Origin of the sequence: Kyrpidia spormannii (assembly GCF_002804065.1) — a bacterium.
Lineage (GTDB): Bacteria > Bacillota > Bacilli > Kyrpidiales > Kyrpidiaceae > Kyrpidia > Kyrpidia spormannii.
The window spans coordinates 1,081,641-1,095,675 of sequence record NZ_CP024955.1; the positions used below are offsets into that span (position 1 = coordinate 1,081,641).

11 protein-coding genes and 1 other RNA gene are annotated in these 14,035 nt (G+C 51.2%); all 12 read left to right on the forward strand.

Annotated features, from left to right (window positions below):
• Positions 1–28: 28 nt before the first annotated feature.
• Positions 29–1,168, forward strand: coding sequence for an acyl-CoA dehydrogenase (locus CVV65_RS05345; RefSeq protein ID WP_100667270.1), 1,140 nt, complete (start codon positions 29–31; stop codon positions 1,166–1,168).
• 95 nt (positions 1,169–1,263) lie between these two features.
• Positions 1,264–3,228, forward strand: a complete 1,965-nt coding sequence (gene acs / locus CVV65_RS05350; RefSeq protein ID WP_100667271.1) for an acetate--CoA ligase — start codon at positions 1,264–1,266, stop codon at positions 3,226–3,228.
• Between the two features lie 124 nt (positions 3,229–3,352).
• Positions 3,353–3,886 (forward strand): class I SAM-dependent methyltransferase, encoded by a 534-nt coding sequence (locus CVV65_RS05355; RefSeq protein WP_269148839.1) that lies wholly within the window; start codon positions 3,353–3,355, stop codon positions 3,884–3,886.
• A 34-nt stretch (positions 3,887–3,920) separates the two neighbouring features.
• Complete coding sequence (locus CVV65_RS05360) at positions 3,921–5,036, forward strand: Nif3-like dinuclear metal center hexameric protein (RefSeq protein ID WP_100667273.1); 1,116 nt, start codon at positions 3,921–3,923, stop codon at positions 5,034–5,036.
• 82 nt (positions 5,037–5,118) lie between these two features.
• Positions 5,119–5,340 carry a hypothetical protein gene (locus CVV65_RS05365; protein ID WP_100667274.1) on the forward strand — a complete coding sequence of 74 codons (222 nt, stop codon included), beginning with the start codon at positions 5,119–5,121 and terminating at the stop codon, positions 5,338–5,340.
• 39 nt (positions 5,341–5,379) lie between these two features.
• An RNA gene (gene rnpB, locus CVV65_RS05370) (RNase P RNA component class A) lies at positions 5,380–5,797 on the forward strand.
• Positions 5,798–6,118: 321 nt separating this feature from the next.
• A complete protein-coding gene (locus CVV65_RS05375; protein ID WP_100667275.1) occupies positions 6,119–7,153 on the forward strand; it encodes a tyrosine-type recombinase/integrase in 1,035 nt (344 codons plus the stop codon).
• Between the two features lie 678 nt (positions 7,154–7,831).
• Positions 7,832–8,944, forward strand: coding sequence for a DNA sulfur modification protein DndB (gene dndB, locus CVV65_RS05380; RefSeq protein ID WP_198592134.1), 1,113 nt, complete (start codon positions 7,832–7,834; stop codon positions 8,942–8,944).
• Positions 8,941–10,413, forward strand: a complete 1,473-nt coding sequence (dndC, locus tag CVV65_RS05385; RefSeq protein WP_198592135.1) for a DNA phosphorothioation system sulfurtransferase DndC — start codon at positions 8,941–8,943, stop codon at positions 10,411–10,413. Before dndB ends, dndC begins: the two co-directional genes overlap by 4 nt.
• Before the next feature lie 9 nt (positions 10,414–10,422).
• The gene (dndD, locus tag CVV65_RS05390) at positions 10,423–12,432 is read left to right on the forward strand and encodes a DNA sulfur modification protein DndD (RefSeq protein WP_232796761.1); all 2,010 of its coding nucleotides are present in this window, start codon (positions 10,423–10,425) and stop codon (positions 12,430–12,432) included.
• Entirely contained in the window at positions 12,401–12,799 is a 399-nt protein-coding gene (dndE, locus tag CVV65_RS05395; RefSeq protein ID WP_100667278.1) for a DNA sulfur modification protein DndE, read from the forward strand. The genes dndD and dndE overlap by 32 nt, the downstream gene beginning before the upstream one ends.
• Positions 12,800–12,806: 7 nt before the next feature.
• The gene (locus tag CVV65_RS05400) at positions 12,807–13,934 is read left to right on the forward strand and encodes a cysteine desulfurase family protein (protein ID WP_100667279.1); all 1,128 of its coding nucleotides are present in this window, start codon (positions 12,807–12,809) and stop codon (positions 13,932–13,934) included.
• Positions 13,935–14,035 lie beyond the last annotated feature (101 nt).

Below are 14,035 nucleotides of genomic sequence, written 5' to 3' on the forward strand. Positions count from 1 at the left end.
GCTCAGTCGGATGGGGAGGGGATAGCGGGTGGATTTTGACCTGACGACGGAACAACGGATGATTCGCGACGCAGTACGGGATTTTGCAGAAGGGGAAGTGGCGCCGAAGGCGGCAGAGGTGGACCGAACCGGGCGTTTCCCTATTGAAACGTTCAAAAAGATGGGCGAACTTGGCTTTCTCGGCATTCCGTTCCCCGAGGAATACGGCGGAGCGGGAGGTGACACGGTGAGTTATGCCCTGGCCGTCGAGGAGATTGGCCGGGCCTGTGCGAGTACGGGCCTCAGTTACGCCGCCCATATCTCGCTTGGGTCGTATCCGATTTACGCCTTTGGTACCGAGGCCCAGAAAAGGGAGTACCTCGTTCCTCTTGCTCGAGGAGAAGGCCTGGGGGCCTTTGGCTTGACGGAACCGGGGGCAGGTTCGGACGCTTCGGGAACCCGGACGACGGCGGTTCTTGAGGACGGATTTTGGCGGTTGAATGGGTCGAAGAATTTTATCACCAATGCGGGGTACGCCCGGAGTGTGGTGGTGACGGCGGTCACGGATCGGGAGAAGGGCGCCAAGGGAATCAGCGCTTTTATCGTGCCCACGGATAACCCCGGGTTTCGAGTGACCACCACCTACGAGAAACTGGGGCTTCGGGGTTCCAATACCGTCGAATTCGTTCTCGACGAGACCAGGATTCCCGAAGATCATCTTCTCGGGGCCGTGGGTGAAGGGTATAAGCAGTTTTTGATCACTCTGGACGGCGGGCGAATCAGCATTGGGGCCCTGTCGGTGGGGATCGCCCGGGCGGCGTACGAAGCGGCTCTGTCCTACGCCAAGGAACGGGTCCAATTCGGCCGGAGCATTTCGAAATTCCAGGCCATTCAGTTTAAGTTGGCCGATATGGCGATGCACATTGAGATGGCCCGGACCATGGTGCTCAAAGCGGCCTGGCTGAAGGATCAAGGCCGGCCATTCAAAAAAGAGGCGGCCATGGCGAAATTGTTCGCCTCGGAGATGGCCATGCGGACTTGTGACCAAGCGATCCAGATCCACGGCGGGTACGGATATATGACAGACTATCCGGTGGAACGATATTTTCGAGATGTCAAACTGATGGAGATCGGAGAAGGCACCTCGGAAATTCAGCGGCTGGTTATTGCCCGGGAAATCGGATGTTGATCCGAGTGGTTGGATGATATAATGATAGCGGAGTCCGGGGGAATACCTTTTCCTCCGGCCCGCTGATTCACGAAAAATCTGAAAGGGGACGGGCCATGTTGGACCAAGATCGCCCGAAGATGATCCAGGACAGTCGAAAAATTGCACCTCCAGCTGCTTATGTGCCAAAATCCTACGTCCAAGGGGAAGAGGCGTATCGGACTCTCTACCGGGAGTCGGTAGAATACCCGGAGTCCTTCTGGGCGGCAGTGGCCTCAGAATTGACCTGGATCAAGCCTTGGGAAACGGTGATGGAAGGAAATTTTCCGGACTTTGCCTTTTTTCGCGGCGGATATTTGAATGTCAGCGAAAACTGTGTGGACCGGCACGCCCTGAGTTTTCGACGCAATAAAGTCGCAATTTTTTGGGAGGGTGAAAACGGGGAACGGAGAATCATCACCTACCTTCGCTTGCACGAGAAAGTCCAAAAATTCGCCAATGTCCTCAAAAGGTTTGGGATTCAAAAAGGGGATGTCGTCAGCGTTTACATGCAGAATCTCCCGGAAACCTTTGTGGCCTTGCTTGCGATTCTGCGGATCGGGGCTATTTATAATACGGTATTCGCCGGGTTTTCTCCCGAGGCCCTCCGGGAGCGGGTGGTGGACTCCAAGGCGAAGATGGTGATTTGCGCCAACCGCAGCTATCGCCGGGGTCGCCCCATTCCCTTGAAGGAAAATGTCGATCGGGCGCTGGAAGGGGTCGACACGGTGAAAACGGTGATCGTGTACCGCCGCTCCGACGAGGAGGTGCCCATGAGTCCCGGGCGGGATTATGATTGGGACGAACTGATGGCGGAAGCGGAGCCCATTTGCCCGGTGGAGCCCATGGAAGCCAATGAGCCGGGTCTCTTGATCTACACCAGCGGCACCAGCGGGAAACCAAAGGGGATCGTGCACGCCGGGGGCGGGTTCCTGGTGGGGACTTACGCTTACACGAAATATCAGCTGGACCTCCGGGACGAGGATGTGTACTGGAACACCGCTGACATCGGCTGGTTGACCTCGCATATTTTCGTGCTGATCGGCGGGCTGGCCCTCGGGGTGACCACGGTGCTGTACGAAGGGGCGCTCGATTATCCCCACCCCGGGCGATTGTACGAGATGGTGGAGCGGTACCGGGTCAATAAACTGTTTTCGGCGCCGACGGCTTATCGGATGTTGGTGAAAAATGGCGAGGAGCTGGCTCGGCGGTATCGTTTGTCCACCCTGGAGTTGTTTGCCTCGGTGGGAGAGCCGCTCAATCCCGAAGCTTGGGAATGGGTGTATCGCGTGCTGGGTGGCGGGCGCGCGGTTATCAACAACACCTGGGGCCAGACGGAAACGGGGGGGACTCCTCTGGCCGGGGCGCCGGGGGCGGTGGAGATGAAACCCGGCTCCTGCGGAGTGCCATTTTATGGACATACCCTGGATGTGGTGGACGGGGATGGAAATCCGGTGCCGGACGGCACCCCGGGGTTCTTGGTGATCCGCAAGCCGTTCCCGAGCCTGGCCCGGGATATTTTCGGCAATCGGCAACGGTACGTGGACACCTATTTCAACGTCATGCCCGGCGTATATTTCACCGGGGACAGTGCGATTCGGGATGAAGATGGGCATTTCTGGGTGCTGGGGCGGGTGGATGATGTGATCAACGTCAGCGGCCACCGGATCAGCACCATGGAGATGGAAAGCGCCCTCATCGCTCATCCGAAAGTGGTGGAGGCGGCGGTGGTGGGCCGGCCGGATCCGGTCAAAGGGGCGGTCCCGGTGGCCTTTGTGATTCTGGAGGCCGGAGCCGAGCGGGGGCCGGATCTGGAGCAGGAGTTGGAGCAATGGGTGGCGGATGAGATCGGATCCTTTGCGCGACCGGCTCAGGTGTATATCGTCGAGACCATGCCTCGGACCCGTTCCGGGAAAATCATTCGCCGCATGTTGCGGGAGTTGATCCAGGAAGGGAAGGTCCAGGGAGACACCACCGGGTTGGAGGATTTTGATGCGGTGGAACGGATCCTGGAGAATTTGCGCGGCCGAACGGGGTTTTAGTATGATGGGGGCGGACGGGTCCGGATGGAGGCCGAGGGCAGTGATGTTCTTCGGGGCGACCATCCCCTGTGGGGCCTTGGATGGTGGACGAGGTCGTGGATGGGGCTTGAGGAGCTGATGGGCGATTCGCTATGGTTCGAGGCTTGCAAGGGTGGAACAGATGGTTCCAAGGTGCCGTATCGTGGCGGATATCGGCAGTGATCACGGGATGCTCGCCTGCCGCTTGATCGAAACGGGCAGAGCCCAGCAGGTGATCGCCGTGGAAAAGCGGCCCGGCCCTTACGCCAGAACCCGCGCCTGTGTCCGGGCGCGCCTGGGTGGGGAGGCTCCGGTGTCGGTGAGGCTCGGTGACGGTCTGGATCCTTTGGAGCCTGGCGAGGTGGAAGTCGTGGTGCTGGCGGGGATGGGGGGTCTCACGATCATGGATATCCTCCGCCGGGGCATGGACAAGCTGGGGCCGAATACCTTGGTGGTGGCCCAGCCGATGAAACATGCGGACGCTCTTCGGCGGTGGTGGCAGGAATCTGGATGGCGGGTGACAGAGGAAGGGCAGGTTGAAGACCGGGGGCGACGGTATGAAGTCATGGCGGCGATGAAACCGGATGCCCCCGGCGAGTCGTTCTTCCGTTCTTTTCGTTGCAGAGCCGAATCCCGGTGAACGAAGCGCTCGGAGATGCACAGGAGGTTTAGCAATGGTCAAAGTCGGAGATATCGTCGCGTGGATGGACGAGTGGGCCCGACCGGCACTGGCCATCGACGGCGATCCAGTGGGGCTGCAGCTCGGGGATCCCGCGAAACCGGTGACAAAGGTTTTGGCAACCCTGGAATTGACCCCGGCCGTGGCCGAGGAGGCGGTGGCCCGGGGAGCCCAACTGGTGGTCTCTCATCACGCCGTTCTCTATCGCCCTGCGGATCGCATTCGGGAAGACGACCCCGCCGGCCGGATGTTACGCCGGCTGATTCAAGCCGACGTTGCGGTGTACAATGCCCACACAAACCTCGATGTTGCTCCGGGCGGCGTGAACGATCAACTGGTGGAGCGTCTGGGGCTGGTGGACGTCGAGGTGCTCGCTCCCACGCGGCACGAGCGCATGTTCAAGCTGGCCGTTTTCGTGCCCGTGGATCACCACCGCCAGGTGCTCGATGCCGTCTGCTCGGCAGGGGCGGGGTGGATCGGGGGGTACAGTTCCTGTACGTTTAACATTCCCGGAAAAGGGACGTTTAAGCCGGAGGAAGGCGCGAATCCGTACATAGGATCGGTGGGGAAGCTGGAAGAGGTGGACGAAATCCGCTTGGAAACGGTGGTTCCTGCCGACCGACTGAATGCGGTGGTGGATGCCATGTTGGCTGCCCATCCCTACGAGGAGGTGGCTTATGATGTCTACCCATTGGAGCGGCCGGTCAAAACCTTCGGGATCGGGCGCATCGGCACCTTGGCAAAGCCTATGGCCTTAAAGGAGTTGGCCGTATTCATCAAAGATCGGCTGGATGCACCCGGGGTGCGGTTTTGTGGGGATGCTTCCCAACGGGTCTCCCGTTTGGCCGTCCTCGGTGGGTCGGGTATGGCATGGGCCGAGGAGGCGAGGAAGAAGGGTGCTGACGCCTTTCTCACCGGGGACGTCAAACATCACGACGCCCTGGATGCCCTGGCGGCGGGTCTGCCTGTTATCGACGCCGGACACTACAGCACCGAACGGTGGATCGTTCCCGTGATCGTCGCCTACCTGCAGGCGAGGGCCGCAGCCCGCGGGGCTCTTGTGGAGGTATTTCCGAGCGATCGCATTCGAGAACCGTTTGCTTTTGTGTAATACAAACCCGCGTGTCATGAGGAGATCTCCCGGGTCATAGGATAGGTTTAGGAGGCTTCGGCGACGGGAGGAGCGATCGACCATGGCGCGGGGTGTGTTGGCATGGGGGGTCGATGGGGCGGCGGCGGTGCTGTTTGCCATTGGGCTGACCTGCATTCACGCGATGATGGCCTTTGAGCAAAAATGCCCGCTTTGCGGTCGCAATCTCGATGGGTTGGAGTCGGGAACGCACGCGCCTGGGAGCGGCGGCCGATGTCACTTTTGTGCGTGGAAAATTACTCCATTGCGAACCGGGAGTCGATAGCTTATAATAAAAGTCTGCGATCCTCTTTCAACCACGCGGGAAGGCAACCGGGCAATCGCGCGTGCAGTGCCGAAAGGCCGCATGCGAGGAAAGTCCGAGCTCCGCAGGGCAGGGTGCTGGGTAACACCCAGTGGGAGCGATCCTAAGGAAAGTGCCACAGAAATGTAGACCGCCGACGGCCCGGCCGGGTGGTTCCCGGGCGGGATCGGGCAAGGATGCAACGGTGCGGTAAGAGCGCACCAGCGGTGCGGAGACGCATCGGCTAGGTAAACCCCACCCGGAGCAAGACCGGATAGGAGCGCAATGCGGTGGCCCGCCGCGCGCTCGGGTAGGTCGCTGGAGCCGGCCGGCAACGGTCGGCCTAGATAGATGATTGCCCCTCCAGATCGGTGGGAGCGCCGCGGGCGCGCCGGCACCACCGGGAGGACAGAACTCGGCTTATAGGTTGCCTTTCCGCGACCCAGAACCCACAGGGGATTTTTCCCTGTGGGTTTTCAACTTATGGAAACTTTGTACTGTAGCCCCCTGGATACTTATGGAGACTTTGTCCGGAGACCATCGTCCTCGACTTCTCCATCCTCGGGGTTATTGTGCTCCAAAATACCCATTTTGGCAAGGGTGTTATAGGCTGTTGCGGCGGTTGGTTATCAGTGGGGTTATAGGCTTGTGAATTTTTTTGAATGGCCTCCCTTGACTTGATTTTGCGGAGAGTCTTTTTCTAGGATTTGCAGCACCGGGCGATAAGTCCGAATATGCGTTTCATAAGGGGGCTGATCCAATGGACAATAACCTCGGGACTCAGGTGGTCGAGTTCCTCTCTTCTACTCAAGATGAGTGGCAGGATACAGAGGGGGGCCTAACGGTTCATAAAGCCATATCGATGGCGGTCAACGCATGGAAAGCCAAGGGCAAAGCCAAACATATCGACACCTATCGGCGACATCTCAAGGATTTTGCCGAGTTTACCGATATAGCCTTGCACAATCCGCGAACGATCGATAAATTGGACAGGACATTTATGGCTAAGTATCGCTACTTCTTACACGTTCGGAAAACCGCCAAAGGGGAACCGCTATCTCCCCGTACAATCCAACTTCATCTGGACTCCCTTCGGGCGTTCTTCAACGTCATGAAGGAGCTCGGATATGTGAAGTCCAATCCGGTGGCGGATATCGACTCCGCAGCGGATCGCCGCGCTCGGGTCGCCGCCGATCCGACAGAGGAAAGTCCATTGACCATGGAGAAATTAAGGGCCCTCCTGTCGTTGGATTTCCAGGCTATAGGGGGCTATTGGGGGCTTCGGGATTACGCCTTGTTTGTGGTGCTGGTGAGGTTTATGCCCCGTTCGTCCGAACTTCGGGGATTGAAGTGGTTCCATTTGCAGGAAGACGTTTTAATCATTCCCCGGTGCAAACACAATGTAGAGGGTGTGTACCGGCTGGAACCGGACTTGTGCGAACTGTTGTACGAGGTGCAGAAAAGGTACGGCTTGCGGGCGGACGAACCGATGTTTATCAGCCAAAAACGGTGCCAATTCAGTGAAACCGGACTTCTGAAACTCGTGAAGAAGTACGGGGAAATCATTGGCCTACCCGATCTGCTTCCGAAGCATTTTCGGACGCGGATGGGGTCCGAACTGTCCCGAGAATTTGATCTCGTGACGCTCCAGAACTATTTTGGCCACCGATCGCCCGACACGCTGAATCGGTGGTATGCAAAGCGACCAAGACACGAGACACAAAGAGTGTATGAGTCTGTGTCGGCCTGGCTGCCCCCGATTCGGCTGGATTCTGGCACTTTGTCTGCTCGGTAATGGCCCCGTTCGATTTGATAGGTGGAGAATCGGGAGAGAAGGTGACGAGCAGGTAAGATCTGCTTGTACGCGAGAGAGTCATCAAGGGGTTTAAAACGTCAATAAAGGGAAACGTCTTCGCTTTAGGGGGAAGAGCAATCGGCACGAAACTGTACCGGTGCTCTTCCTTGTCTTTTTGGTCCCCGATGATGGGATTTTCGTCTATCTTGGGGGAGCTACCAATGGTATTCCTGGGGAATTTTCGATTGATCTTTTTGAGGAAGTTTATGTTGGTCTTGGCATCACCTGTTGGGTCTAATTGATTAGAATGTCTTACGCATTCTGCATACCCCTATAGTGAGAGCCCATACATACGGACGCCCGTTTGAAAGATGCTTTTCACACTTCCAGCTTAACTTCATTAAACCGTGCTAGTGTCTCGTTTTGTGTGATGCGTAGTACCAAAATTTGTATAAGAGGTTAATAGAGATAAATATAGACCATTTTGGTCGAGTTTCTTGTGATCGGTATCTGTTATTTTGCGAATATGCGTATCTATTCTCTACTCAGTCAAGACCGTATGTCAGAGGTATGCATACTCATGCATAGGGGTTGACCGGATGAGCCGTGGAATGTATCATTGTGATTGAACGTACTTCCATTGTTACAAACTATACTTCCGTTACGGGGATGACGAACGTGAAGCTTCCGATGTTCTATACGTTTCCAGTAATAAGGGGTATTCAGGCTGGTAGAGAGTACTATGTTTCTATGTGTCCTTTACGCTTGGTTCCGCGCTTACTTGTGTTTGACGAAGAAGATCTCGAACCGAACTTAAGGTCTCAACGTGTTCTTAACAAAGCCCGGATCCCTGTTCTGGCAAAGTATATGATCGATAATCCGAATGGATATGTCTTCTCGGCAATTACTGTTTCGATTGATGGTGATGTCGAGTTTCACCCTATATCGGACGATTTAAATTACTACAACTTAGGTACGATAAGAGTTCCTATGGACGCAAAATTCATAGTTAATGACGGACAGCACCGTCGAGCAGGGATCGAAGCGGCTCTGAAAGAACGTCCAGAATTAGGGAATGAAACGATAGCAATAGTCTTCTTTATTGATCGTGGTTTAAAAAGGTGCCAGCAGATGTTTGCAGATTTGAATCGGCACGCAGTTCGGCCAACAGAGTCTTTAAACATTTTATATGACCATAGGGATCCAATTGCCGAAATTGCAAGAAGCCTGACTCACCAAGTTCCTGTTTTTGAGGGTTTGACGGAGCTTGAGAGATCGACCATATCTAATCGTTCAACCAAATTGTTCACTTTGAGTGGCATCTACCGTGCGACTTGTGAATTGTTAACTGCGATTGGTGATGAAGAAGACTTAGAAGACCAGCATAAACTTGCATATAACTACTGGAATACCATAAGTCGTTACCTTCGCGAGTGGAACCTGGCTAAAGAAGGACGAGTTCGGGCTTCGGAACTTAGAAGGGACTACATAAATGTTCATACCATCGCACTGGTTGCCTTAGGACGGTTAGGCGCCTCACTAGTGCAACAACATCCGGATGAATGGACAAATATGATTTGTAGAATAGGTTCAGTTGACTGGCACAGGTCAAACCCAAGGTGGGAGGGGCGTGTCACTATCGGCGGTCGAATTTCATACTCTCGCAACAATCTTGTCTTGTTGACGAATGAGTTGAAACACATCATGGGTGTTGAGTTAAGTAACGAAGAACTTGAAGCTGAAGCTGCACATAAGAAAGGTCTGTCAATAGCAGGGAGGATATCTCATTGAAATTGCAGATACGTATTACCAGACAAATCCTCGATGAGTTGAAGAAGAGTATACAAGAGCTGTATCTATCAGATTACATACCTTGGGTCGTGGGTTATAGCGGTGGTAAGGATTCTACAGCAACCCTACAACTGGTATGGACAGCTATAGCAGATCTTTCCCCCGAAAAAAGGAGCCAAAAAGAAATACATGTAATTAGCACGGACACACTAGTGGAACAACCGATCGTAGCAGCTTGGGTGAACCGTTCGTTAACGTTGATGAAAGTTGCAGCCACGCAGCAGAAGATGCCTATAAAGGTACATCGACTTACACCAGATGTACACAATTCATACTGGGTAAATCTTATTGGGCGTGGGTATCCCGTCCCACGACAGGGTTTCCGATGGTGCACTAGCCGGCTAAAGATCGATCCTTCTAACAAATTCATTAGGAATATGGTCAAGAAGTATGGTGAAACCATCCTTGTATTGGGTACTCGAAAATCCGAGAGTTCGGCTCGAGCGGCTACAATGGCGAAATATGAAACGAAACGTACCAGGCAAGTGCTGAGTCCAAATGGTAGCCTCCAAAATTCATGGGTGTTCTCTCCGATTGAAGACTGGTCAAGTGATGATGTGTGGCTGTATTTAATGCAAGTTAATAACCCTTGGGGTATTTCAAACAAGGACTTGATGAGTATGTATCGTGAGGCTAGCAGTGACAATGAGTGTCCATTGGTTGTTGATAATACAACACCAAGTTGCGGTAATAGTCGGTTTGGCTGCTGGGTTTGTACCCTTGTAAGCCAGGATAAATCTATGGAGGCAATGATACAAAATGATGAAGAAAAAATATGGATGACCCCAATGCTTGAGTTTAGAAATGAAATTGGGAAGCTCGATGAAAACGGTAAGATTGATGACCATTCATTTAGGGATTTCCGTAGGATGGACGGTAGCATAAAGCTTTACGAAAGTCGCGAGGGGACGATTCCTGGACCTTACACAAAGGAATATCGGGAATATTTGCTGCGACGCCTTCTCGAGGTCGAAAAGCAAGTCCAGGCTCTAATGCCGAGCTACATAGGCGAATTCCAGTTAGTTACGTTAGACGAGTTAAGGGAAATACGCAGGATTTGGGTTGAGGAAAAATTCGAGTTTGATGATGCTGTACCCCGAATTTATTCAGAAGTCACGGGCCGGGTGTGGCCAGAGAATACCATCCTAAGTAACTTTGGTCAGGAAGAATGGTCCATTTTAACAGAAATCACTGAAGGGGACAGTATTGAACGCGAAATGTGTTCATCCCTTCTCATGCTTACTGAGAAACACACACTTCTCAATCGAAAAAAGAACATTATAGATGACATCGAACATTTTATACGTAAATGCTATTACGCTGACGTAGAAGATGCATTAGAGTACAAGAAGCAACAAACAAACTTGCGAAATGGATCTTCCGAGCACATTGCTCGGAGATTGAAGTAGGTGAGTGAAATGGTAATTAAATCAATTACACTTAATAATTTTGGGGTGTTTCTTGGGAAACAGACTATTGAGCTTTATAACGGACGTGGCGATGGTAAACCTGTCACTTTGATTGGAGGCCTTAATGGCTGTGGAAAGACGACCATTCTTGATGCTATTTTCTTGAACCTTTATGGCAAGCGATCGCCTCGCTTACCTCGGGGAGAGAGTTATTCAGATTACCTGCGAAGTCTCATTAGTGTTGGGATTGATGGGAAACAGGAAGAGTCATGGGTAGAATTAGTCATGGAAGTGCCTGATGGTAACGATTTCACAGCTTTAAGAGTCAGAAGGTCTTGGAAGGAAAGACAGGTTAGAGTAACGGATCGCCTGTCAGTGTGGCAAGATGGTCATTTAAATGCATACTTCGCTGAAGGCTGGGACGCATTTATAGAAGAACAGATTCCTGTGGCCATTTCAGAGCTGTTCTTTTTTGATGGCGAAAGGATTTCTGCACTTGCGGAGTCGGAAGAAACTATAGAGTCTTTGCAAACTGCAATTCGATCACTGTTAGGTATAGATACAGTCGATCGTTTAATCAAAGAACTAGGAACACTTGTTCGTAGTAAGGAGAGGGCAATCAAAAACAGTGATCTTTATGAAGAATTCAAGGAAGCACATTCTAGATTGGATGAGCTGGATAATGAGATTGCTCGATTGAACCAGGAGCAAGTAAGTCTATACACGCGAATAGAGCAAGCGGAAAAACAACTAGAGGATTTGGAGGCCCAATACTACAAGTTGGGCGGAAACCTCTATGAAGATAGGGAAAGGTATGTCACTAATCATCAAGATTTAACAAAGAGATCGCTTGATCTCCGTGCTGAGATGGTTGCTTTGGCATCGGGAGCACTTCCGTTGACTCTGGTCCGGGAACGTGTAGAGCGGCTTTTATTAGTCTCCCGCCATGAAGAGTTGATCCAGAAAGCGAGATACATACTTCCTGAAATTGAGAATCTACAAAGTATGCTGATTAAACAACTCTCAACAAAGGATGAAGGGATACAAGAACTTGTCAATCGTACGATTGAAGCACGGTACCGGGAATTGTCACAGGTCGCTAATGAGGATATCAATTATAATTTGAGTCCAGCTCAGGTACAGCAGGTACTAGAGGTAATTTCGCATCAAACGTCTCGTTCGCGTGAGCTAATTATCGAGTTGGATAAGGTAGAAACTGAGTTAAAGCAAATTGAGACTAACCTCACATTGGATATAGATCCTAAACAGTTTGAGTTCTTAATTGAGCAGAAGACAAAAAAGAAAATTAAAATAGAAGAATATCGGAAGGAATACGATAATATTCGATCGCAGAAAGCTCGGCTCGAAGCTGAGAAACGAGCGGTTGAAACTCGAATTTTACATATTGGAAATCGGATAGCCGAATCTGATGATGCAGAGAGAATCATAAAGTACTCGATTAAGGCGCAAGAGAAGATGAGGGTGTTCAGGAATCGTCTAATACAGCAAAAAGTTGGCAAGCTAGCTCAAGCAATCACTAAGCAGTACAGTTTACTCACACACAAAAAGTCGCTAGCTGAGGAAGTTAATGTAGATCCTGTTACATTTAGGATATCTTTAAAAGACGAACGTTCAAATATTATACAGAAATCTAAGCTGTCCGCTGGCGAGCGGCAAATGTTAGCTATAGCGATTCTGTGGGGATTAGGTAAAGTTTCTGGGAAGCAACTCCCTGTGATCATAGACACGCCTATGGGACGCCTGGATTCGCTTCATCGGTTTAACTTCGTTAGCAAGTATCTTCCAAATGCAAGTCACCAAGTAATAGTATTATCAACTGATAAGGAAATTGAAGGGGATTACTTAAGAGCCATTGAACCTTTTATTAATCGTCGGTACACACTCGTATATGACGAATTGGATAAGTCCACCCGTATAGTGGAAGGATATTTCAATACAAACTCAAATGAAAGGGAATCCTTGTGGCATGATCGTGAAACAGATACGATTGTCCAATAGAGCCAAGGAGCAACTGATTCGTCTAAAATCTAAAACAGGGATACAGCAATGGAATGTCTTGTGCCGCTGGGCTCTCTGTTTATCGCTTAAAGAGCCAACACCACCGCCTGATGTTGAGCATCCAGCTGATAGCAACGTTGAAATGACCTGGCAGGTGTTTGGTGGGGAATATCAGGATATTTATGAAGCGCTCATTATCGAACGTTGCATTAGTGATGGCCTTGGAACGAGTCCAGATATATTGGCTAAGCAGTTCAGACTTCATTTGCATAGGGGAATAAGTTATCTGGCAGCGACGAATTTCATTAAGAACATCGGAGATCTGCTGAAGTTGTCCAGTTCTGACGAAACACAGTCAGAGGAGTGAATGACTGATGCCTGTGTACTTGGACTTCAATGCAACGACCCCTGTTCATCCTGAGGTTTTAGAACTAATGATCCACGTTTATCGATCACAATTCGGAAACGCCAGTAGCCGAACTCATATTTATGGACAGGAGGCAAAGAGAATTGTAGATGAAAGTCGAGCCAAGATCGCAAACCTGTTAGGCATTAGCCCAACTGAAGTCGTCTTTACAAGTGGAGCAACAGAAAGTAACAATTTAGCGATTTTGGGGCTCGAGGATTATGGTCGGAAACAAAGGAAACTGCACATCATATCAACTAATATTGAGCATAATTCAATTTTAGAACCATTAAAAGTACTTTCTCGTAGAGGATTTGATATCGAATTGTGCCCTGTAGATTCGGCAGGGCTTATTGATGCGGAAGATTTACTTCGAAGGGTAAGGACTGACACGCTGTTGGTAACTGTTATGCATGCCAACAATGAAACGGGGGTACTACAGCCGGTTGACGTAATCGGTACGCGGCTTAAGGAAATGGGGGTTTTATTCCATGTTGATGCATCTCAGACGTTTGGAAAACTATCAAAAGAGATATTATCACTTGATTACGATTTAATGAGCATTACTGCACATAAGGTCTATGGGCCTCAAGGAATCGGAGCACTGATATTACGCCACCGCAACTACGTACGACCACCGCTAACACCTCTTCTCCATGGAGGAGGACAAGAAAACGGACTACGACCGGGCACTCTCCCAGTAGCGTTGATTGCGGGGTTCGGTAAGGCAGCGGAACTTGCACAGCTCCATGGGGAAAAGTGGTTAAGACAAGAGGCTCGTATTAAGCAGGATGTTTTAGACCAACTGAGAGTTATTAAGCACGTCATCAACGGAGACCAAACTCACTGCCTTCCTAATTGCGTAAATGTAAGTTTTCCAGGAATAGATTCAGAAGCTCTAATGTTGGCGACTAGGACTGAAATTGCTATATCTAACGGGTCGGCCTGTACTTCATCAAAATATCGCCCGAGTCACGTCTTGGAAGCAATGGGGGCGCTTGCCGAGTCTGCAGTTCGTTTATCTTGGGGACCACAGATAGACTCTGTTGACTTGGAGCCTATCATAACATTTGTACGTCAAATGACGCAACTTTAGACCATGGCGGGCTAATCCTGTCAATCTATTTGGCGTCCTTAACGTCTTTCTTCCGGCATGGTAAGCGTGAAATGGCGCACAGCGTGCCTAGCAAAGCTAGG

Bases quoted from the DNA above. Each gene is read 5' to 3' on its own strand.
- dndD (WP_232796761.1), top strand. From the start codon at position 10,423: ATGGTAATTAAATCAATTACACTTAATAATTTTGGGGTGTTTCTTGGG.
- CVV65_RS05365 (WP_100667274.1), top strand. From the start codon at position 5,119: ATGGCGCGGGGTGTGTTGGCATGGGGGGTCGATGGGGCGGCGGCGGTG.
- acs (WP_100667271.1), top strand. From the start codon at position 1,264: ATGTTGGACCAAGATCGCCCGAAGATGATCCAGGACAGTCGAAAAATT.
- dndE (WP_100667278.1), top strand. From the start codon at position 12,401: ATGATCGTGAAACAGATACGATTGTCCAATAGAGCCAAGGAGCAACTG.
- CVV65_RS05360 (WP_100667273.1), top strand. From the start codon at position 3,921: ATGGTCAAAGTCGGAGATATCGTCGCGTGGATGGACGAGTGGGCCCGA.
- CVV65_RS05375 (WP_100667275.1), top strand. From the start codon at position 6,119: ATGGACAATAACCTCGGGACTCAGGTGGTCGAGTTCCTCTCTTCTACT.
- CVV65_RS05400 (WP_100667279.1), top strand. From the start codon at position 12,807: ATGCCTGTGTACTTGGACTTCAATGCAACGACCCCTGTTCATCCTGAG.